20 protein-coding genes are annotated in these 20,286 nt (G+C 37.4%); all 20 read left to right on the top strand.

All coding sequences use genetic code 11. The features are described 5' to 3' along the window. The first annotated feature begins 19 nt into the window (after window positions 1-19). A complete protein-coding gene (locus tag HNQ37_RS00510; protein ID WP_183538227.1) occupies window positions 20-847 on the top strand; it encodes a MetQ/NlpA family ABC transporter substrate-binding protein in 828 nt (275 codons plus the stop codon). Between the two features lie 182 nt (window positions 848-1,029). After that, window positions 1,030-2,073, top strand: a complete 1,044-nt coding sequence (locus HNQ37_RS00505) for a methionine ABC transporter ATP-binding protein (RefSeq protein ID WP_183538330.1) — start codon at window positions 1,030-1,032, stop codon at window positions 2,071-2,073. Further along, window positions 2,073-2,753: a methionine ABC transporter permease gene (locus tag HNQ37_RS00500; RefSeq protein ID WP_183538225.1), complete on the top strand. Its 681-nt coding sequence runs from the start codon at window positions 2,073-2,075 to the stop codon at window positions 2,751-2,753. Before HNQ37_RS00505 ends, HNQ37_RS00500 begins: the two co-directional genes overlap by 1 nt. 127 nt (window positions 2,754-2,880) lie before the next feature. Continuing rightward, a complete protein-coding gene (locus HNQ37_RS00495) occupies window positions 2,881-3,576 on the top strand; it encodes a phosphoglycerate mutase (protein WP_183538223.1) in 696 nt (231 codons plus the stop codon). Window positions 3,577-3,708: 132 nt separating this feature from the next. After that, window positions 3,709-5,817, top strand: coding sequence for a penicillin-binding transpeptidase domain-containing protein (locus tag HNQ37_RS00490; protein WP_183538221.1), 2,109 nt, complete (start codon window positions 3,709-3,711; stop codon window positions 5,815-5,817). After that, entirely contained in the window at window positions 5,817-6,413 is a 597-nt protein-coding gene (recR, locus tag HNQ37_RS00485; protein ID WP_183538219.1) for a recombination mediator RecR, read from the top strand. The genes HNQ37_RS00490 and recR overlap by 1 nt, the downstream gene beginning before the upstream one ends. Window positions 6,414-6,432: 19 nt before the next feature. Continuing rightward, a complete protein-coding gene (locus tag HNQ37_RS00480; protein WP_183538217.1) occupies window positions 6,433-7,464 on the top strand; it encodes a D-alanine--D-alanine ligase in 1,032 nt (343 codons plus the stop codon). Between the two features lie 64 nt (window positions 7,465-7,528). Next, window positions 7,529-8,881, top strand: coding sequence for a UDP-N-acetylmuramoyl-tripeptide--D-alanyl-D-alanine ligase (locus tag HNQ37_RS00475; protein WP_183538215.1), 1,353 nt, complete (start codon window positions 7,529-7,531; stop codon window positions 8,879-8,881). Window positions 8,882-9,027: 146 nt separating this feature from the next. Continuing rightward, the gene (locus tag HNQ37_RS00470; protein WP_183538213.1) at window positions 9,028-9,852 is read left to right on the top strand and encodes an MIP/aquaporin family protein; all 825 of its coding nucleotides are present in this window, start codon (window positions 9,028-9,030) and stop codon (window positions 9,850-9,852) included. A 119-nt stretch (window positions 9,853-9,971) separates the two neighbouring features. Beyond that, on the top strand, window positions 9,972-11,294 hold the full coding sequence (gene obgE / locus HNQ37_RS00465; RefSeq protein WP_183538211.1) for a GTPase ObgE: 1,323 nt from the start codon (window positions 9,972-9,974) through the stop codon (window positions 11,292-11,294). A gap of 70 nt (window positions 11,295-11,364) precedes the next feature. After that, window positions 11,365-11,541, top strand: a complete 177-nt coding sequence (locus tag HNQ37_RS00460; protein WP_183538209.1) for a hypothetical protein — start codon at window positions 11,365-11,367, stop codon at window positions 11,539-11,541. 72 nt (window positions 11,542-11,613) lie between these two features. Then, complete coding sequence (locus tag HNQ37_RS00455; protein ID WP_183538207.1) at window positions 11,614-12,564, top strand: PhoH family protein; 951 nt, start codon at window positions 11,614-11,616, stop codon at window positions 12,562-12,564. Window positions 12,565-12,602: 38 nt separating this feature from the next. After that, window positions 12,603-13,097 (top strand): rRNA maturation RNase YbeY, encoded by a 495-nt coding sequence (ybeY, locus tag HNQ37_RS00450; RefSeq protein WP_183538205.1) that lies wholly within the window; start codon window positions 12,603-12,605, stop codon window positions 13,095-13,097. Continuing rightward, window positions 13,081-13,566 (top strand): diacylglycerol kinase family protein, encoded by a 486-nt coding sequence (locus HNQ37_RS00445; RefSeq protein ID WP_183538203.1) that lies wholly within the window; start codon window positions 13,081-13,083, stop codon window positions 13,564-13,566. The genes ybeY and HNQ37_RS00445 overlap by 17 nt, the downstream gene beginning before the upstream one ends. A gap of 865 nt (window positions 13,567-14,431) precedes the next feature. Continuing rightward, window positions 14,432-14,962, top strand: coding sequence for a YceD family protein (locus HNQ37_RS00440; protein ID WP_183538201.1), 531 nt, complete (start codon window positions 14,432-14,434; stop codon window positions 14,960-14,962). A 92-nt stretch (window positions 14,963-15,054) separates the two neighbouring features. Beyond that, a complete protein-coding gene (locus tag HNQ37_RS00435; protein ID WP_183538199.1) occupies window positions 15,055-15,756 on the top strand; it encodes a response regulator transcription factor in 702 nt (233 codons plus the stop codon). An 18-nt stretch (window positions 15,757-15,774) separates the two neighbouring features. Next, entirely contained in the window at window positions 15,775-17,265 is a 1,491-nt protein-coding gene (locus tag HNQ37_RS00430) for a HAMP domain-containing sensor histidine kinase (RefSeq protein WP_183538197.1), read from the top strand. Between the two features lie 110 nt (window positions 17,266-17,375). Then, complete coding sequence (locus HNQ37_RS00425) at window positions 17,376-17,768, top strand: hypothetical protein (protein ID WP_183538196.1); 393 nt, start codon at window positions 17,376-17,378, stop codon at window positions 17,766-17,768. 82 nt (window positions 17,769-17,850) lie between these two features. Then, on the top strand, window positions 17,851-19,194 hold the full coding sequence (gene murD / locus HNQ37_RS00420; RefSeq protein WP_183538194.1) for a UDP-N-acetylmuramoyl-L-alanine--D-glutamate ligase: 1,344 nt from the start codon (window positions 17,851-17,853) through the stop codon (window positions 19,192-19,194). Continuing rightward, the gene (gene murG / locus HNQ37_RS00415; protein WP_183538192.1) at window positions 19,195-20,286 is read left to right on the top strand and encodes an undecaprenyldiphospho-muramoylpentapeptide beta-N-acetylglucosaminyltransferase; all 1,092 of its coding nucleotides are present in this window, start codon (window positions 19,195-19,197) and stop codon (window positions 20,284-20,286) included.

Genomic DNA, 20,286 nt, shown 5'->3' with positions numbered 1-20,286 from the left:
TAACTTTAGGAGAAATTAAATGAAAAAATCAAATCTTATAATAATCGCTGTTGCAGGCGCAACAATCTTTACAGTTGTTGGAACTGCAGCAAACGTCAATGCAGCAGCAAAAACAAGAACTTACACAATTGGTGTCGCTTCCGACTTTGAAAAACAAGAATGGTCTCAGGTTGCAAAAGATGTGAAATCAAAGGGTATTGTCTTGAAAGTTAAAGAATTTACCGACTATACTGAAGAAAATCCGGCTACCAAAGATGGTTCGCTAGACTTGAATGGATTTCAGACAAAGGTTTACCTTGATAACTGGAATAAAACAAATAAAGGTGATCTTGTAAATATTGGTTGGACTTATATTTCACCACTTGGACTTTATTCTAAAACATTGAAATCTGTCAAGGATATAAAGTCAGGCGATAAGATTGCTATTCCTAATGATGTAACAAATGGTGGACGTGCCATTAACTTGTTGGCTTCAGCTGATCTTATCACTTTAAATGATAAGGCACCTAAGATCCCAGCTGTTAAGGATATAAAAGATAAGAATGGCTTGACGATTGAAACGCTTGATCCTTCACAAATTGCGGCTGCTCTTCCTGATGTAACAGCGGCAGTAATCAACACTAACTATGTTCAAACACAACTTAAAGAGACACCCAAAGATGCAATCTATGTGGATACAGATCATGCCAAGACTTTAGGAGATCAATTTAAGAATGCTGTCGTTGTGAAAAAGTCACAAAAGAATAATAAAGATTTCAAGACTTTGGTTAAGGCATACCAAACTGATAAAGTGAAGAAGATTATTGAAAAGGGTGGTGATCAGTCAGCATGGGATCTTAAAAACTAACTGCTAGTACAGGGCCAGACATTGAAACTGGCCTATCTTTGTTTTGGCAAATAGGCAATTAGTTTGAAGCAACGTGTTAAATAGAAATTTAACCAAAATTAAAAGTTTGGCTTATAATAGTTACTAAAGTAAGAAATTTTAAGAACAATATGCTATTTGGCGAAGGGATTAATTATATTTTGATGATAGATTTACAAAACATTACGGTGCAGTTTACGCAAAAGAAAAAGGTTGTAACAGCTGTTAAGAATGTTTCAATTTCGATTGAGGCTGGTGATATTTTTGGCATTGTAGGCTATTCGGGTGCTGGAAAATCAACATTAGTCCGGGTAATAAACTTACTTCAAAAGCCAAGTTTTGGGTCAGTTGAAGTTGCAGGCAAAGACTTATTGAAGTTGAGCCCAAGCCAGTTGCGTGCTGAACGAAAAAAGATTGGTATGATTTTTCAACATTTTAATTTGATGGCTTCAAGAACCATTTCTCAAAATGTTGATTTTCCTTTAGCTGGATCTGGGTTATCTAAAGAAGATAGGCAAAAAAAAGTTGAAAATTTACTTGATTTAGTTGGTATCTTAGATAAAAAAGATGCTTACCCTGAACAATTGTCTGGTGGACAAAAACAACGTGTGGCTATCGCACGTGCTTTAGCCAATGATCCTAAAATTTTGCTTTGTGATGAAGCGACATCAGCCCTTGATCCAAAGACGACGCTATCGGTTCTAGAATTGTTGCGTGAAATTAATCAGAAACTAAATATAACAATTGTTTTAATTACTCATGAGATGCAAGTCGTCAAAGAAATCTGTAACAAGGTAGCTGTCATGGAAAATGGTTCGGTCATCGAAAAAGGAAACACGATTGATATCTTTGATCAACCTAAAGAGGCACTGACTCAGGACTTTATCAGAACAGCTTTGCATGTGGAACAGGCGGAGGCAAGCATTTTTGAAAACAACCCAGAAGATTCAATTTACGAATTAAAATTTTCAGGTCAAAGTTCTTCTGAACCTGTTATCATTGAACTTTTTAAACGCTTCAGCTTAACAGCAAACATTCTTTACGGAAATATTGAATATATTCAAAATGTCGCATTGGGAACTTTGTTGGTCAAGTTTGATCATGAACCAAATTTTTTAGAAGTTAAAAGTTATTTATCAGGTGAACACGTAAAAATTAGTAAATTAGAGACAAGGCAAGTTAATCAAGTAGGGGAGGAGCTTAAATAATGAATAAATTTTTCCCAAATGTCGGGCAATATTGGCCTGACTTCGGGCAGGCTACCATAGATACACTCCTCATGACAATTTTGACTATGGTTATTTCTGGAATGTTTGGTATTATTATTGGTCTCATCTTACTTTCAACGAATGAAAATGGCCTGACCCCCAACCGTATAGTTTATATAATTCTAGATAAGATTGTTGATATTGGCCGTGCTATTCCATTCATTATCTTATTGGTAGCTATTATTCCTTTCACGCGTTTATTAGTTGGTACCTCTATTGGTACCGCTGCTGTAACTGTTCCCATTGTAGTTGGGACGATTCCCTTCTTTGCTCGTATGGTTCAAAATAGCTTGATGGAAGTAGATCCAGGAGTAGTTGAGGCTGCTAAAGCCATGGGAACAAGTAATTTAGGTATTATTTTTCGGGTTTATCTCAAAGAAGGGCTCATCCCTATCTTACGAGATCTCAACTTTACGACAATCTCAGTTGTTGGTTTGACGGCCATGGCCGGTATCGTCGGTGGTGGGGGCCTGGGCAATATGGCTGTCCAATATGGCTACCAACGTGGAGCCAACGATGTAACTTTTGTTTCTCTTATCTTTGTTCTGATTATTGTCTTTATAAGTCAAATGATTGGAAATGCTGTGATTAAACTTGTACTACACGGTCGAAAAGTTTGAGTTTGTGCAAAAACAGTCAAAGAATGCGACCATTTATAAAATTTGCTATAATATGTGAGTAAATACACGAACAGCATAAGCTCACGTGGATATTACTTATATTTAAACAGGCTTAAAGGAGAAAAATATGCCGAAATTAGTATTTGCCCGTCATGGTCAATCTGATTGGAATCTTGCTAATCTTTTTACAGGTTGGGCGGATGTTGACTTATCAGAAGAAGGAACAGAGCAAGCAGTTAAAGCGGGTAAATTAATCAAAGAAGCTGGTATCAAATTTGATATCGCCTACACATCAGTTTTAAAAAGAGCCATAAAAACAACTAATTTGGCTCTTGAATATTCAGATCAACTTTGGGTACCAGTTATTAAATCTTGGCGGTTGAATGAGCGTCACTATGGTGGTTTAACTGGTTTAAACAAAGCTGATGCAGCTGCTAAATATGGTGATGATCAAGTACATATCTGGCGTCGTTCATATGATGTATTGCCACCTGCAATGCCTCATGATGATGAAAATACAGCTCACGGCGATCGTCGCTATGCGAATCTTCAAGATTCACGCATCCCTGATGGAGAAAACCTTAAAATCACTTTGGAACGCGCATTGCCTTTCTGGGAGGACGAAATTGCACCAGCTCTTAAAGACGGTAAAAATGTCTTTGTTGGTGCTCACGGAAACTCAATCCGTGCTCTCGTTAAGCAGATCAAAGGATTATCTGATGATGAGATCGTTGGTGTAGAAATTCCAAACTTTCCACCACTTGTTTTCGAGTTTGATGAAAATTTGAACGTGACTTCAGAGTATTACTTGGAAGAGAAGTAAGTAACAAGATAAAAAAAGTCCCGTAAAATGGGCTTTTTTTTAAAAAAGGTAATGATTTTTTATGAAAAACATTTAAAATTTTCGAGAATTTAGCGCTAATTTTTTGACTCAAATTGTGATAGAATATCACTAATGCTTAGAAGAAAAAGATCTCAAAAAAAAGATTCGAATTTTGAAGAAAGAAAACATTTAAAAATTAAAACAACAAATATTAAACTTCGAGTAAATATTCTGTTCGCAGTCATCTTTGTTTTATTTTTAGTGTTGCTTGGACGTCTTTATTATATGCAAATCTTAACTAAACCTTTTTATGCTGATAAATTAAAGCAAACTGGATCAAGTACGACGGTTACACAAAGTATGCCTCGTGGTCAGATTTTTGATGCGACTGGGAAAGTTTTGGCTGCTACAACGACGATTCCTGCGGTGACTTTCGAAAGAAAAGCATCCATAACCAGCGATCAGATGCGGCAAAATTCAATAAAACTGGTTGCCGTCTTAAGAGATAATGTTGATGCCTCAAATTTAACAACAAGGGATTTAAAAGATTATTTTTTGTCAGATCCAAAAAACCTTCAAGCAACCCAAGCTAAATTAAAATCTAAAGATCAAGTGGACAGCCAAGGGAGACGTCTGACTGAAGGACAGGTTTATGCTAAACTAGTTGGATTAGTCAAAGATAGTCAAGTTCAGTATAGCGGAGATGATTTGATTGCTGCAGAGCTTTTTAAAGAGATGAACGCAACTAAGCTTTATGCGACTTCAAACATTGCATCTGGCAATATTAGTTCTGAACAACAAGCCGCCATTGCCTCTGAACTGAGTCAATTGCCAGGAATTGCTTTTGGAACAGATTGGGATCATACGATTAGTCAGGGGAATCTTCTAACACCGATTATTGGGACCGTTTCTACAACAAAAGCGGGACTTCCTCAGGAGGATGCAGCTGCCTTGTTGAAACAGGGTTATGCAATGAATGATCGGGTTGGACTTTCTTATCTGGAAAAAGGTTATGAGTCTGTTCTTCAAGGAAAGAAAGAAGTTGATCAACTTACCATTAATCCGGATGAAACTGAAAAATCAAAATCAGTCGTCCAAGCGGGTTCTCCTGGAAAGAACATTAAATTGACGGTCAATTTAGATTTTGAAAATGGAGTCCAGCAAATTCTGCAAAAAGATTTGGGTGGGATTCTTAATCCGCAAAATTCTCATGTCAGTGGTGCCTATGCTGTTGTGCTAAATTCCCAGACAGGTGCAATTCTTGCTATGAATGGGATTGACCGAGATACGACAACCGGTGTTTTGACTAGTGATTCGCTTGCTACAATGAATGATGCATTTATACCAGGGTCAACTGTCAAGCCAGGTACCTTAACGGCTGCTTGGAATGCAGGCGTAATTAGCGGTAATGAGATTCAAAATGATCAAATTATCCAAATTAAAGGTTCTAATCCTATTGCCTCTTATTGGGGATCTACCAATCCGATGCCGATCTCAGCACAACAAGCTCTCGAATATTCATCTAATACCTATATGGTTCAACTTACACTAAAAATGTTGGGACAACCATATAGTCCCAATATGACGGTTGCCACTACTAATCAAGATAAAGTATATAATGAACTGAGAGCGGCCTATGCTTCTTATGGTTTAGGGGTAGAAACGGGGATAGATATTCCTGGTGGAACAACAGGTATTGTTAATTCACCAGACGACCCAGAATCAACAATGGGTAAATTGTTACAAGAGCCTTTTGGTCAATATGATACTTATAGCCCTCTTCAACTTGCCCAATATGCCCAAACGATTGCTAATAATGGTGTAAGACTGGCACCTCACATAGTTGACGGTATCTATCAAAGCACTGATAGCAGTCTTGGCAGTGTTGTCTCAACTATTCAGCCAAAAACAATGGACAAAGTTAATATCTCTTCAGAAAATATGGCAATTATCCATCAGGGAATGCATGATGTTGTTTATGGTGGACATTCACTCACAACTGGTTCTTTGATTGGTAAGGGAGCTCTAACCGAGATTTATGCAAAAACTGGTACCTCAGAAGGTTATGCCACAAATGGTGATCCAGTCACTGTAAATAATGCTATTGCTTTTGCGCCTGGGCCAAGCCCACAGATCGCAGTTGCAGTTATGGTGCCAGATGTGTCAATGTCTACACATGTCAATCAAGACATGATTCGAGACATTATTAATCTAGCCGTTCAAATGAAAATTATAAAATAATGTACTATCCAGAACAATTAGCAAAATTAATCGAATCTTATCAGAAACTCCCAGGTATTGGTCAGAAAACAGCCACCCGCCTTGCCTTTCACACAATTGGCATGGCTGATCAGGATGTGAATGACTTTGCTGCAAATTTACTTGCCGCGAAGCGTGAACTTCAATACTGCAAGATTTGCGGGAATTTAGCCAGCGGGGAAATCTGTGAGATTTGTTCAGACCCAAATCGTGATAAATCCCAAATCCTAGTCGTAGAAGAAATACGAGATGTCACTGTATTTGAACGCGTAGGAGAATATCACGGTCTTTACCATGTCCTTCATGGTACTATTTCAGTTTTTGATAACGTCACCCCAGATGATATTAACATTAAGAGTCTAATTCGACGCTTACATGACAACATAGTTCAAGAGATTATTATCGCTACAAATGCTAGTAGTGAGGGCGAAACCACAGCAATGTACCTCTCTCGTCTGATTAAGCCTGCAGGTATTAAGGTAACTCGTTTAGCACACGGACTTGCTGTTGGATCAGACATAGAATATGCCAATGAAGTAACGTTGATAAAAGCTGTTGAAAACAGACAGGAAATTTAAAGGCAGTCGGGAGAAGAAATTGAAACAAAAGTTAATAGTTTTATATGGTGGACGTAGTGCCGAAAAGGAAGTATCGGTTCTATCAGCGAAAAATGTGATCTCAGCAACGAATAAGGAAAAGTTTGAAATAATTCCCTATTTTATTTCCGATAATGGAGATTTCTATCGCGTTACTGACTTGAGCGAATTGATGACCAATCAAACGAGAGACGAAAATTTTAAAATTATGCCTGGTGATATTTATGAAGATAAGGCAGTTGTTTTACCAATCCTTCATGGACCAATGGGTGAAGATGGCACTATCCAAGGTTTTTTAGAAATCCTACACATGCCTTATGTTGGTCCAAGTGTATTATCTGCTTCGAGCACGATGGATAAGCTTTTAGCTAAACTTGTCTTTACTTCTTTGAATATCCCTCAAGTACCATATGTTACTGCTTTAGCAGGGGAAAACGAATGGCAAATCATTGAAGAAGTTGCTGCTAAGCTTAAATTTCCGGTATTTGTGAAACCTTCCAATATGGGTTCAAGCGTGGGTATTTCTAAAGCTGAGAATGTTGCTGAATTAAATTTGGCGCTGACCGAGGCTTTCAAGTTTGACAGTCGTGTGGTTGTTGAGCAAGGGGTGGTCAATGCACGAGAGATTGAATGTGCAGTCCTAGGGAATGGCAATGAGGTCAAGGCTGCTTTTCCTGGTGAAGTTATCAAAGATGTTGATTTTTACGACTATAAATCAAAATACCTTGACAATAGGATTGAAATGGCTATTCCAGCGGATATCTCAGAAAAATTAGTTCATCAAATTCGGACATATGCCATCAAGGCATATAAGGCAGTCAATGGAACTGGAATGTCACGATGTGATTTTTTCCTAGATAATGAGAACCATCTTTATCTGAATGAAATTAATTCAATACCTGGCTTTACTCAATGGTCAATGTACCCACTTCTTTGGGATAATATGGGATTAAAATACCCAGAATTGATTGAAAAATTAGTTGAGTTAGCTCAATCAGCCTTTATAATCCGTGAGTCACATTTAGGAAACTAAAAAATAAATATGAAATTAAAATTGAAGTAGGTCATGATCTACTTTTTTTGTTAAAATTAAAGCTATGAATTTAACATTACACGAGATTGGTCGGGCAGTTCATGCCACTAATGATTTTGAAAAGTATAAAGATCTGAAAATAAATAAGCTTGAATTTGATAGCCGAAAGATTGAAAGTGGAGACGTTTTTCTCCCGTTGAAAGGTGAACATGACGGACACGACTTTATCAAGAAGGCCTTTCTTCAAGGAGCACTTGTTACGCTTACGCAGTATCCATTAAGCGAAGAGAATCCTTTTTTACAAGTAGCTGATACTAAGGTTGCACTACAGGGGCTTGCTCATTACTATTTGAAAAAGGAAAATCCCGATGTTATTTCCATAACAGGCTCAAATGGCAAAACGACTACTAAGGATATGACAGCAGCTGTTTTGGCAACCCATTATAGGACCTATAAAACTCAAGGAAATAACAATAATGAGATTGGGCTGCCTTATACGATATTGTCAATGCCTGAAGATACAGAAAAGCTTGTTCTCGAAATGGGAATGGATCGTCCAGGAGATATTGTTTTTTTGTCGGAACTAGCAAATCCAAAAATAGCTCTGATTACATTAATTGGTGAATCACATTTAGAATTTTTCGGGACTAGGAAAGAGATTGCTCGGGGAAAAATGGGAATTACTGCAGGACTAAAACGTGAAAATGTTCTAGTTGCTCCTGCAGACCCAATCATTGATGAATTCATTCCTGAAGGGCAAAAGATTGTTAGGTTTGGGAAAACTGGAGCTGACTTATATGTTACGAAGTTAACTGAACATAAGGAAAATTTGACTTTTGAAACGAATTTTTTTGGAAAATCGATCACGATTCCAGTGCCAGGGAAATTTAATGCAAACAATGCAATGTTGGCAGCTTACGTTGGAAAACTTGAAGGAGTTCCAGAAGGAAAGATTCACCAAGCATTATCTAGCGTGCAATTGACCAAAAATCGGACCGAATGGCTCAAATCTGTTAATGGGGTTGATATCTTGTCAGATGTCTATAACGCCAATCCAACGGCTATGCGCCTTATTCTTGAGACTTTTCAAGCGATTGAAAGAAATTTCGGTGGAAGGAAAGTTGTAGTTCTTGCGGATATGCTTGAACTGGGTGAACATTCTGCTGAACTACACGCCAGCATTTCTGCAGTTGTTCAAAATGAAAAACTAGATAAGATCTTTCTCTATGGACCGATGATGAAAAATCTTGCAGAAAAATTACCAGAAGCTCTGTACTTTACAAGTTTTGATGAGCTTAGCCAAGCAGTTCAAGAATTTATAAGAGAAGGTGATCAGATCTTGATTAAGGGGTCTAACGGTATGGGACTGGCTAAATTGGTTGAGATATTAACAACAGAAGAAGCTACCTTACTTTAAACCAAACTTAAAAAAAGCTGGTAGAAGCTCCTGGTGAAACACCTCACATTGAAGTCACCCTGTAGATATGCTATAATTTAGGAGTTATTTTAATTAGATATGGCTTGGTTTTTTATTTACTTAGCTAACTTATAAAGGAGAAAGAAATGACAGAAACAGTTGAAACAAACACAACTGAAGAGACATTGAAAATCAGCGCTTTACTTGCCGAACTTATTGGTACCTTCTTGCTTGCAGGTGCAATTATTTATTTAGCAGGTGTATCAGCTCCAGTTGGGATGCTTGGAGTTGGCTTTGTTTTAGTATTCTTGGTAATCATCTTTGGAAATATTTCAGGGGCTCATTTAAATCCAGCAATCTCGATCGCACTTGCAATTAATAAAAAAGTGCCATGGATGAAAGCAATTGCTTATATTATTGCACAATTAATTGGTGCTGCTTTGGCTCTTTTGATCTTCCATGCCATCTGGCGTGCCAACCTGGATGCAAACATTTTCAGATATCTTTCACAATATGGCTCTCAAATGGGAATCACAACTCCACCAACTAGTGCAAGCGATGTAGCGGCTTTTGCGAAGACAAACAACATGACTGTAGCTGAACTTGGTAGTAAGATTGATCTTGGCTTTATCAATGCAACTGTTGCTAAAGGTACAGAATGGATGACTTTAGGAACTGAAATCCTTGGTTCAGCTATCTTCGGGCTTGGTATTGGGCATGCATTTTATTCAGAAAACAAATCAATGTGGGAAACCGGCTTTTCCGTAGGCTTTGGTCTTTTTGCAGCAGCTAGCCTTGCAGGCTCAACAGCTATCATGAATCCTGCGGTAGCATTGACAATTGGTGCTTTTGAAACTAAGGGTTCTGTAATCTGGGCAGGTTATTTAATTTACATTCTTGGTACTATCCTTGGCATGTATATAGGTGTAACCGCATATCGTTATATCCAAAAAGCTGCCTTATCAAAATAAATTATTAAATTTTTAATAGAAAACGCCTTTGGGCGTTTTTTTTGATTTAGTGAATTCTTGGTTTGGAATAATAGGAAAGTAGACCATGTTGAAATTAAAGTTTATGTTATAATAGCTTTATGGCATTATTTCTCGACACAGCAAAAATTGTATTACGAGCAGGTAAGGGCGGCGATGGTGCCGTTTCTTTCCGGCATGAAAAATTTGTTCCGGACGGTGGCCCTTGGGGTGGTGATGGTGGTCGCGGTGGCGACATTTTCCTGATCGTTGATGAGGGACTGAATACATTAATGGATTTTAGGTACCATCGCATCTGGAAGGGAAATGCCGGTGAAAAGGGTATGACTAAAGGAATGCATGGTCATGGTGCTGAAGACATATACTTAGATGTCCCAGAAGGCACAACGGTTAAAGATGCTGAAACAGGTGAAGTGTTAGCCGATTTGCGTAAAAATGGTGAAACATTTTTGGCCGCCAAAGGTGGACGAGGAGGTCGTGGCAACATGCGTTTTGCTACACACAATAATCCTGCACCTGAGGTTGCAGAAAATGGAGAACCAGGTCAAGAGCGTACTCTCATGCTTGAACTCCGAGTCTTGGCAGATGTTGGATTGGTTGGCTTTCCATCAGTTGGTAAGTCAACTCTTTTGTCGGTTATTTCAAATGCTCGGCCCAAGATTGGAGCCTACCACTTTACAACTTTAGTGCCAAACATTGGTATGGTCCATGTAGGATATGGTTCAAGTTTTGTCGTAGCTGATATGCCAGGGTTAATTGAAGGGGCTCATCAAGGGGCAGGTTTAGGAATTGAGTTTCTCCGTCATATTGAGCGTACTCGTGTTTTGCTTCACGTAATTGATATGCCAGCCATTGATGGAAGAGATCCTTTTGAAGATTACCTAACCATCAATAATGAACTTGAAAGTTATGATTTACGTCTGATGGAACGTCCACAAATTATTGTAGCTAACAAAATGGACATGCCTCAGTCAGCCGAAAATCTTAAAGAATTTAAGAAAAAATTAATAAATAAATTTGGTGAATTTGCGGATCTGCCACAAATAATTGAAATCTCTGCCTTGACGAAGGATGGGCTAAGTGGGCTGCTTGAAGCAACGGCAGACTTGGTGAAACACACAGGCGAATTTAAACTTTATGACGATGATCAATTTGCTGAGTCTGATGAAGCATACTATGGTTTTGAAGATGAAGTTGGCAAACTTGAATTTTCAGTTTATCGCGAAGATGTGTCCACGTGGGTTCTTGGTGGTGTAAAACTTGAACGTTTATTCAAGATGACTAACTTTGATCATGATGAATCTGTGATGAAGTTTGCCCGTCAACTTCGTTCAATGGGTGTTGATGAAGAACTACGACGTCGTGGTGCTAAAGATGGAGACATTGTTCGTATTGTTAAATTTGAATTCGAGTTTGTTGATTGATAATTTAAATAAAGTAATTTTCAGCTCATTAGGGATTTTTGTAGTTGTATTTTGAGAGGTTGATAAGTAAATGGGATTTAAAATTATTTCAAATCGTGATAAAGATGGAAATTTTATTGCATCTGCAGATTATTGGCAACCAGATAAAGTTGAAGAACTGCTCATGAAATATAATCCAAACGGAAAAATGTGGTATCGAAAAAAAACAGAAACTGAAAAACGTCAGACAAATTTAGACAACGAATAAGAATTATGATAAGTAAAATAGACAAACTTGTATTTCTCAATACAAGCCGTAGCTGATGACACGGAGAAGACCTTGGCAGATAATAAAGTCGAATTTACCTTAAAGAATCTTGATGACGCAGTACTCTTATTTGGCGCAGAAGATCGCTACCTCAAAATGGTTGAAGAGACACTTAAAGTTAACATTAACTATCGTGGAGAAACTGTACAAATTAATGGTGAAAATGCAGATTCAGCGCGTCAAGTATTTGAGGCGCTTTTGGTGTTGATTAGCCGTGGCCTTCCTGTACACAGCCCAGATGTAGCAATTGCCATGAAGATGGTTCAAACTGGCAATATGACAAACTTCATGGCACTTTATGAAGTTGAATTGACAAAAGATGCTGATGGGAAGCCTATTCGAGTTAAGAATATGGGCCAAAAGAATTATGTGGATTCTGTAAAAAGTCATGATGTGGTCTTCGGTATTGGACCTGCTGGAACAGGAAAGACATTCTTGGCAGTTGTTCTGGCTATACAAGCCCTTAGAAACGGTGCTGTCAAACGCATCATATTAACACGCCCAGCCGTAGAAGCAGGAGAAAATCTTGGCTTTCTCCCAGGTGATTTACAGGAAAAGGTTGATCCTTATCTGCGTCCTGTCTACGATGCACTCTATCAGATACTTGGAAAAACCGGAACAGAGCGCATGATGGAACGTGGTATTATTGAAATTGCTCCTCTAGCTTATATGCGTGGTCGGACTTTGGATGACGCTTTCGTTATTCTAGATGAAGCTCAAAATACCACAGTTATGCAGATGAAAATGTTCTTAACACGTCTGGGCTTTGGATCTAAAATGATTGTGAACGGGGATATTTCTCAAATTGACTTACCTGTTCATCAAAAATCGGGTTTGATTGATGCTCAAGATAAGTTGAGGCATATTTCAACTCTTGATTTCATTTACTTTTCATCAAGAGATGTTGTGCGTCATCCGATTGTCGCAGAAATTATTAAAGCCTATGATGTTGAAAAGAAATAGCACTTATTAAATCTTCACTCAGAGAAAGTAATCAAAATATGTATATCGAAATTACAGATGAAACGGGTAAGCTTGATTCTTCAATTATTGAACAGACTGAAAAAGTTTTAGCTTTTGCGGCCGATTATATTCATTTGTCTCAATCAAAGGAAATGGCAGTGATTTTTGTTGACAATGTACGTAGTCACGAATTGAATCTTCAATATCGTGATACTGATCGCCCAACTGATGTTATCAGTCTCGAATATAAACCAGATGAAGATGAAATTTTCTTTGATGAAGATATGGAAATTCCTGAAGGATTAATGGATGAAATGGATCCCTTCATTGGTGAACTTTTCATTTCTACTGATAAGGCTGAGGAACAAGCTACTGATTTTGGTCACTCAATTGAGCGAGAATATGGTTGGTTGACTGTACATGGTTTTTTGCACATTAATGGTTATGACCACTACCCAGTTGGTGGACCTGAAGAAGCTGAAATGTTTAGACTCCAAGAGGAGATTTTGACTGCCTATGGCCTTACAAGATAATAAAAAAGTTTTTCGAAAAGATTTTGATGAGCATGGTGTCAAAATCTATGAAAAGGGCGATTATTCGACTGAAAGAGGACAAAAGCCAGATCGCAGGCGCTGGAAAAATGAAAATTTTTTTAGTAGCTTACATTTTGCTCTTACAGGAATAGTTACTGCTATCAAGGAAGAAAGTAATATGCGCAAGCACTTGCTGGTTGCTATTATTGTTTTAATTGCTGGCTTACTTTTTCAGATTAATTACTATGATTGGTTGATGATTTTTCTTGCTCTTTTTCTGGTTATCTCGATGGAACTTATGAATTCAGCTATTGAAAATGTTGTTGACTTAGCGGCTGATTATAACTTTCATATGAGAGCAAAAAGGGCAAAAGATATGGCGGCTGGGGCAGTTCTATTGATTTCTTGCTTTTCAGTTGTTGTTGGTCTTTTTGTCTTTTTACCAAAAATTTGGAGCCTTTTTTTCTAAAGTAAAAAATAGGCTTTTTTTATTTATTAAGAATATTGAATTTTGATAGAAGGTTAGTGAATTATTTTGTGATATAGCACCAAAAACTTGAGTTTTTAATACCCGAGATGGAAGATGCTTCACCTACTTCTTCCATTTAGTAAGGTACGTAGGCGATTTTTTTTACTGTTAAGTGTGCAATATCAAACAAATCCGTTTGATTAAAGTATGGATGATAACTTTTCTATTATTTCCTATGATCGAAAATTGGTCTCTCATCTTAAAGTTTCAAAAATGCTGTGTATAGACAATTAATTGGCATAAACTATTGAGGCTCTCTAAAACGCTTAAGAGCCTCAAGCCACTTGCAATTCACATACCAGTTAGAAATACAAAGCTGAATAGTATGAGCTTACTTTGCAAAGGGTGGGTGCATCTATTTAGTTCAAAAACTTGTAGAAACTATGAAGAAAACTATCACAACGTAATAATTAAATAATACGAAAGGCTGTTGAGCATTGTAAGGCTCAACATTGGCTCTAATGCCAGGTAAAACATTCTCAAAGGTGCTCGGCGATTAACTTCCTAAAATATTTGTAATTATTAGAAACCTAGCTGACAACCTGGGGTCGTTGCTTAAAGATAGTAACTTCTGGCAATCAGAAAAAAATTTAAATTCAATTCTGTTTGGAATGCGAGAATCTCGGTACATTATCGACAAGTGTGTTCAAAAAAGAAAAACAAAAAGTAAGACTTGGTGGCTTGCTTTTTGAAACAATTTCATTTTTCTTATGAATAATTTGTCAAAAATAATGTAAAACTTTACCACTTCTGAATATAATGAGAGAAATTTGATAAACTTATGAAAGAGTGCTACAATTCCATAATGAGATGGAAAATAGATGAAATTCGTAAATTAAAAGGTATAGATTTTGAAAATGAAGTTCTAGATTTGAAATCAGAATTAATGAACCGTAATCCAGAAATCCTTGATATCACGTCGATTAAAGTGAATGGGTCAGTCAAGTTTGATGGTAAATTTTATGATTTATTTGCACAAGCTAGTTATGAAATCACGTTACCTTCGTCGAGAAGCTTAGAACCCGTAAAAATTAAACAAAGCCTTGATATTTTTGAAACTTATTCTGATTCAGAAGAAGATTTAAAAAATGAAGAAGTCTTCCCATTAGAGTCGGATGAAATTTCGCTTGATGAAGCTGTGGCAGATAATATTCTCCTTGAGATTCCACTTCGTCGTTTGACAGTGGAAGAAGAGGATTCAGTGAAATCAGTACAAGGAAATTCTTGGAAAGTAATGTCTGAGGAAGAATATAAGAAATATCAAGAGGAAAAGAAGCGTGAAAGTTCACCTTTTGCTGGTCTTGGGGAAATTTTTAACAAAAGTCTAGATGAATAAGCTGATAAATAAAAGTTATTTAATTTGTAGATTTTTACAGATTACTATACTTTAAATATAATCTGTGTACTCATTGTTAGAAAGGCGAAATAATGGAAGATTGCAAAAAGATATTAATTATTGAAGACGAAAAAAATCTGAGTCATTTCGTTTCATTAGAGCTTGAACATGAGGGGTATAAGACAACAGTGGTAGCGGATGGACGTAAAGGACTTGAGGCTGCCTTGTTTGGAAAGAATGATTTGATTCTACTTGACCTGATGTTACCTGAATTAGATGGCTTTGAAGTAGCGCGTCGCGTTCGAAAAGAAGGAGTGTTGACCCCAATTATTATGATGACTGCACGTGATTCAACGATGGACCGTGTTGCTGGTCTGGATATTGGTGCAGATGACTATATCATTAAGCCTTTTGCCATTGAAGAACTTTTGGCTCGAGTTCGGGCCCACTTCCGTCGTTCTGAAACGATGGGTAAGGAAGGAACAAAGGATTCAACCCACTTTCGTGATTTAACGATTGATAAGACAAACCGAGCAGTCCTTCGCGGTGATCAAGTGATTGATTTGACGAATCGTGAGTATGAGCTTCTATTGAACCTAATGCAACATAATGGTGATGTGGTTACTCGTGAAACATTGGTCACAGATGTTTGGGGATTTCCTAATTCTGAAACTAATGTAGTAGATGTTTATATACGTTATTTGCGTAACAAACTTGATCAGTTGGGTAATGAGTCTTATATTCAGACTGTCCGTGGGCTTGGCTATGTGATGCGTGAACATGCTACCAATTAATGTGTTAAAATAGTTTCCATGATAAATAAAGCAGTAAAAGCTATAAGGACCAAGAAGTCGCGACCCAAAAAGTCGATTTTGCGACGTTGGTCGATTGCAAATGCTGCTTTTTTCTTTGTCGCCATTTTGATTGTTGCTTTTGCTTCATTCCGAATTGTTCTCTCTACAATTGATAAATCGAATAAGCAAAGTATGATTCAATCCATGAATAATTTAGTTACTCCCCTTCAAGAGTCAGATGTTCCATTAAGTGTTAAAAATTTAAAGAGTTACTTAAAAATAGATTCGGATTTAGAAATTAATAAAAATGAGTATGTTATTCAAACCTCGCCAGTATTGAGCAATATGATTGGTCAAAAAAATCTCAGTTTTTATATATATGGAAATAATAAAAAGTTAATCTTTTCAACTTTAGATAAGAGCTTTCCTTTTCACAGAGATACAGGAGGAAAAACAGTCTTAATTAATTATAAAGGCTCACAAGGATTTTTGCTTTCGAAAGCAATAAGTTCAGTTAAAAGTAATCAAATTGTTGGTTACGCCCTCATTTTTTTTAATTTAGATCCATTTACAAGTTTAGCCCAAGAAATTTTTTCTTATTTTGTATGGATTGCACTTGTCGGTTTTGTGACCGCTGCCTTCTTTGGTTACTGGATGGGAAGACGATTTACTCATCCGATATCAAAAATTACTGGGTCGATGGAAAAGGTAGCCGCACATCCTGATGAAAAGTTTGTGCCTGTCGAGATTGAGCAGGAGGATGAAGTTGGTCAAATTGCGAAGTTTTATAATAGTATGATGAATCGGGTAAATTATTATATTGAGCAACAAAAAGGTTTTGTTTCAGATGTTTCACATGAGCTCAGGACTCCTCTAGCAGTTATTGATGGGCATTTAAAGCTCCTCAAACGTTGGGGTAAAGATGATCCAAAAGTTCTTGAAGAATCACTTAGTATTTCAATTGATGAGATTTCTAATGTGAAATTAATGCTAGAAGAAATGCTCTCTATTTCTCGTCTTGAAAATCTTCCTTATGAATATTTGATGAAAAAATGTACACCATTAAAGGAAACAGCGAATGCTCTTACTAATTTTAAGCTTTTGCATAAAGACTTTATAGTGGAACTTGATAATAAAGTTATTGTAAGTACAGAAATTCAAATGGATCCAAGTCACTACGTCCAAGCTCTGAATATTCTTCTTGAAAATGCGGTGAAGTATTCTCCAGACATACCGAAGTCTATCAAGTTAACATTAAGAGAAAGTGGCAAATATGTTGAAGCATCAGTATCAGATCAGGGGATGGGAATTTCTAAAGAGGATCAAAACCTTATCTTTGAACGTTTTTATCGTGCGGATCGAGCTCGGAACAGAGAGATTGGAGGGACTGGCCTTGGCCTTTCAATTTTGTCTAAAATGATAAAGCAATATCAAGGAGAAATCAAAGTTGAATCAAAGCTCGGCGAGGGATCAATTTTTACGTTCAAAATTCCCAAAGTGAAGTCGTGACCAACTGTTTAATAAGAGATTTTATGAAGAGTACAAAAAATGGTATAAAAAGGTGTTAATGATTGACAAGCTGGAAAAGCTTTGAAATAATGGCGTTATCGGAGGTAATCATGAGGAAAGCCATAATTATTTTTACAAGTTTAATTATTGTAATGATTGCGGTATTTGGTGTTCTGTTGATGTCAATTACAAAGTCAAATGATAATGATGTAGCCGCTTTACAAAATTCTTTAAATCAAATGCAGTTGAGCGAGTCTGTGATGATCAATCAAGCCAATGATTTTACTGAAAAATCAGGCAGTTTATCTCAAGCCTTAGCGAGTGCACAAACTGAAATTCAAAGTCGGAGTGTCGAGATGGCAAGCCAAACGAGTATTATTGCCTCACTCCAATCTATCTCTCAAAAAAATGTTGATGCTTTAAAGAGTGCCCAATCGTCGTTTACTTCTGCTCAGAGTTCAATTTCAAGTGCACTTTCATCAGCGGTAGTTAACAAAAAATAAAAAATTAGAAAAAGGTGTACTAGTTTAATCTAGAAGGATATTTTATAAAAAAGTCGTCAGACTTTTTTGCTATAATGATTCTATGAAAAAAATTCATGAATTCAAAGATAAGAAGGTACTTGTTCTAGGATTAGGAAAATCTGGTACATCTGCTGCTAAGATTTTACATGAACTAGGTGCACAAGTTACAGTAAACGATGCAGCTGATATGAGTGCTCCAGAACTTGAAGCCCTCGGGATCAAAGTCGTAACAGGCTCACATCCTATAGAGTTGATTGAAGAAGCAGAACTATTGGTTAAAAATCCAGGAATCAGATATGATAATGTGATAGTGGAGAGAGCTCAAACTCGTCAGATCCCAATCTATACCGATATTGAGTTAGCTTATCTCATTTCAGAGGCACCAATGATTGCCCTGACGGGAACTAATGGCAAGACGACAACGACGACTCTTGTAGCTCAGATTCTTAATGAATCTGGCCATTTAGCTCGCTTAGCTGGTAATATTGGTTTCCCAGCTTCATCGGTTGCGTCAGAGGCTAAGGCAGATGAGACAGTGGTCATTGAAACATCTAGCTTCCAACTAATGGGCACGGTAAGATTCCATCCCCATATTGCAGTAATCACGAACATTTACTCAACGCATTTAGATTATCATGGTTCTCAAGAGAATTATGAAGCAGCGAAATGGAATATCCAAAAAAATATGACAGCGATGGATTTTCTAATTCTAAATTTCAATCAAGAAAAAATGCGTCAAGATTATGCTAAAAAAACTAATGCGACGGTTGTTCCGATCTCAACAGAGCAAGTTGTCAATGGGGCATACCTCCAAGATGGAAAGCTTTATTTTAAAGGTGAATTCATAATTGATAAGGTGGATCTTTCCTTGCCGGGTGATCATAATGTGGAGAATGCTCTTTTAGCTATTGCGACGACTAAATTGTCAGGTGCTAAGAATGAAGCAATTAAGCATGTTTTGTCAACATTCAAAGGAGTTCGGCATCGCCTGCAATTCATGGGTGTGGCACAAGGGCGTCTTGCTTATAATGACACGGAAGCAACTAACATACTAGCTACCAAAAAAGCCCTAACAGGATTTGATCATTCCAAACTTTGGGTTTTTGTTGGCGGGCTAGACCGTGGAAATGAATTTGATGAACTTGAAGATTCATTAAATGATATCAAGGGGTTGATCATTTCTGGTGAAACAACAAATAAATTTGTTGCTTTAGCTGAAAAGATGAACATACCATATCATGTCACGGAGAATGTGGTGACAGGTCTGAACGAAATTTTCTATCAAACAGAAATAGGCGATACGCTCTTGTTAAGCCCAGCCTGTGCTTCATGGGATCAATATAAGAATGCTGAGCAAAGAGGAGACCTCTTTATTGAGGCCTTTGAAAAATTAAAGGAGAATTAAATGCGTATAATCCTTACAGGTGGTGGGACAGGAGGGCATATTTACCCAGCCTTAGCCTTTGCAAAATATTTAAAAACAGTGGATAATAATGCGGAAATTCTTTATATTGGGACTGATAAAGGTCTTGAATCAAAGATTGTCCCAGCAGCTGGATATGATTTCAAGACAATTGATATTCAAGGTATTCGTCGGTCGTTATCCCTGCAAAATCTTGTCACTGCTTGGAAGTATATTCGGTCAACTTTAGTCGCAAAGAAAATCATTCAAGATTTTAAACCAGATATTGTTATGGGGACTGGTGGTTATGTCTGTGCGCCAGTCGTCAATGCAGCAATCAAATTAGGTATTCCTACCATTTTACACGAGCAAAATGCTGTGCCAGGTGTGGCAAACAAACATCTAGCTTCTGGTGTGACAAAAATTGTTGTTGCTTTTCATCATGCGGAGAAGTATTTTCCTAAAAACAAGGTGGTTTTTGCGGGGAATCCACGTGCCCAAGAGGTTGCAGATATTCAACCTTCTGATATTATCAAAAACTTTGGACTTGATCCAAACAAGAGAACTGTAGTAATTTTTGGAGGCTCACGTGGTGCTTTAACGATCAATGAAGCATTGGTTAAAGCCTTACCTAAACTGGCTGAGCAAAAGTATCAAATTCTTTATGCCTCAGGTGAAATTTACTATGATAACTACAAGGAGGAGTTTGAAAAATACAGCGACAAGGGAAATATTGTTATTCGTCCGTATCTTTCAAATATGTCAGAGCTGCTGTCATCGATTGACTTGATTGTGGCACGTTCTGGTGCTACAACGATTGCAGAGGTGACTGCTCTAGGCCTTCCATCCATTTTCATTCCAAGTCCTAATGTAACCAATGATCAACAAACCAAGAATGCTATGGAGTTGGTAGAGGCTGGAGCGGCAGTTATTATTAAAGACTCAGAGTTGACCGCTGAACTACTGATTCAGAGTATTTCTGATATTTTAGAAGATACGGTGAAATATAGCGAAATGCAGGAAGCCAGTCGCAAGTCGGGCGTGCCAGATGCTTCAGAGCGCCTTTATAAGATAATTAAGGAAATTGTAAACTAA

Source organism: Lactovum miscens (assembly GCF_014202895.1).
Classification (GTDB): domain Bacteria; phylum Bacillota; class Bacilli; order Lactobacillales; family Streptococcaceae; genus Lactovum; species Lactovum miscens.
The sequence above is the reverse complement of the archived record's forward strand: the minus strand, read 5'-3'. Positions and strand labels throughout refer to the sequence as shown.

What these genes read in the sequence shown, in the direction of transcription:
- HNQ37_RS00505 (WP_183538330.1), top strand. Translation starts at nt 1,030, where the DNA reads ATGATAGATTTACAAAACATTACGGTGCAGTTTACGCAAAAGAAAAAG.
- HNQ37_RS00445 (WP_183538203.1), top strand. Translation starts at nt 13,081, where the DNA reads ATGGCCTTACAAGATAATAAAAAAGTTTTTCGAAAAGATTTTGATGAG.
- recR (WP_183538219.1), top strand. Translation starts at nt 5,817, where the DNA reads ATGTACTATCCAGAACAATTAGCAAAATTAATCGAATCTTATCAGAAA.
- HNQ37_RS00425 (WP_183538196.1), top strand. Translation starts at nt 17,376, where the DNA reads ATGAGGAAAGCCATAATTATTTTTACAAGTTTAATTATTGTAATGATT.
- murG (WP_183538192.1), top strand. Translation starts at nt 19,195, where the DNA reads ATGCGTATAATCCTTACAGGTGGTGGGACAGGAGGGCATATTTACCCA.
- HNQ37_RS00495 (WP_183538223.1), top strand. Translation starts at nt 2,881, where the DNA reads ATGCCGAAATTAGTATTTGCCCGTCATGGTCAATCTGATTGGAATCTT.
- obgE (WP_183538211.1), top strand. Translation starts at nt 9,972, where the DNA reads ATGGCATTATTTCTCGACACAGCAAAAATTGTATTACGAGCAGGTAAG.
- HNQ37_RS00430 (WP_183538197.1), top strand. Translation starts at nt 15,775, where the DNA reads ATGATAAATAAAGCAGTAAAAGCTATAAGGACCAAGAAGTCGCGACCC.
- HNQ37_RS00510 (WP_183538227.1), top strand. Translation starts at nt 20, where the DNA reads ATGAAAAAATCAAATCTTATAATAATCGCTGTTGCAGGCGCAACAATC.
- HNQ37_RS00500 (WP_183538225.1), top strand. Translation starts at nt 2,073, where the DNA reads ATGAATAAATTTTTCCCAAATGTCGGGCAATATTGGCCTGACTTCGGG.
- HNQ37_RS00470 (WP_183538213.1), top strand. Translation starts at nt 9,028, where the DNA reads ATGACAGAAACAGTTGAAACAAACACAACTGAAGAGACATTGAAAATC.
- HNQ37_RS00440 (WP_183538201.1), top strand. Translation starts at nt 14,432, where the DNA reads ATGAGATGGAAAATAGATGAAATTCGTAAATTAAAAGGTATAGATTTT.
- murD (WP_183538194.1), top strand. Translation starts at nt 17,851, where the DNA reads ATGAAAAAAATTCATGAATTCAAAGATAAGAAGGTACTTGTTCTAGGA.
- HNQ37_RS00460 (WP_183538209.1), top strand. Translation starts at nt 11,365, where the DNA reads ATGGGATTTAAAATTATTTCAAATCGTGATAAAGATGGAAATTTTATT.
- ybeY (WP_183538205.1), top strand. Translation starts at nt 12,603, where the DNA reads ATGTATATCGAAATTACAGATGAAACGGGTAAGCTTGATTCTTCAATT.
- HNQ37_RS00490 (WP_183538221.1), top strand. Translation starts at nt 3,709, where the DNA reads ATGCTTAGAAGAAAAAGATCTCAAAAAAAAGATTCGAATTTTGAAGAA.
- HNQ37_RS00475 (WP_183538215.1), top strand. Translation starts at nt 7,529, where the DNA reads ATGAATTTAACATTACACGAGATTGGTCGGGCAGTTCATGCCACTAAT.
- HNQ37_RS00435 (WP_183538199.1), top strand. Translation starts at nt 15,055, where the DNA reads ATGGAAGATTGCAAAAAGATATTAATTATTGAAGACGAAAAAAATCTG.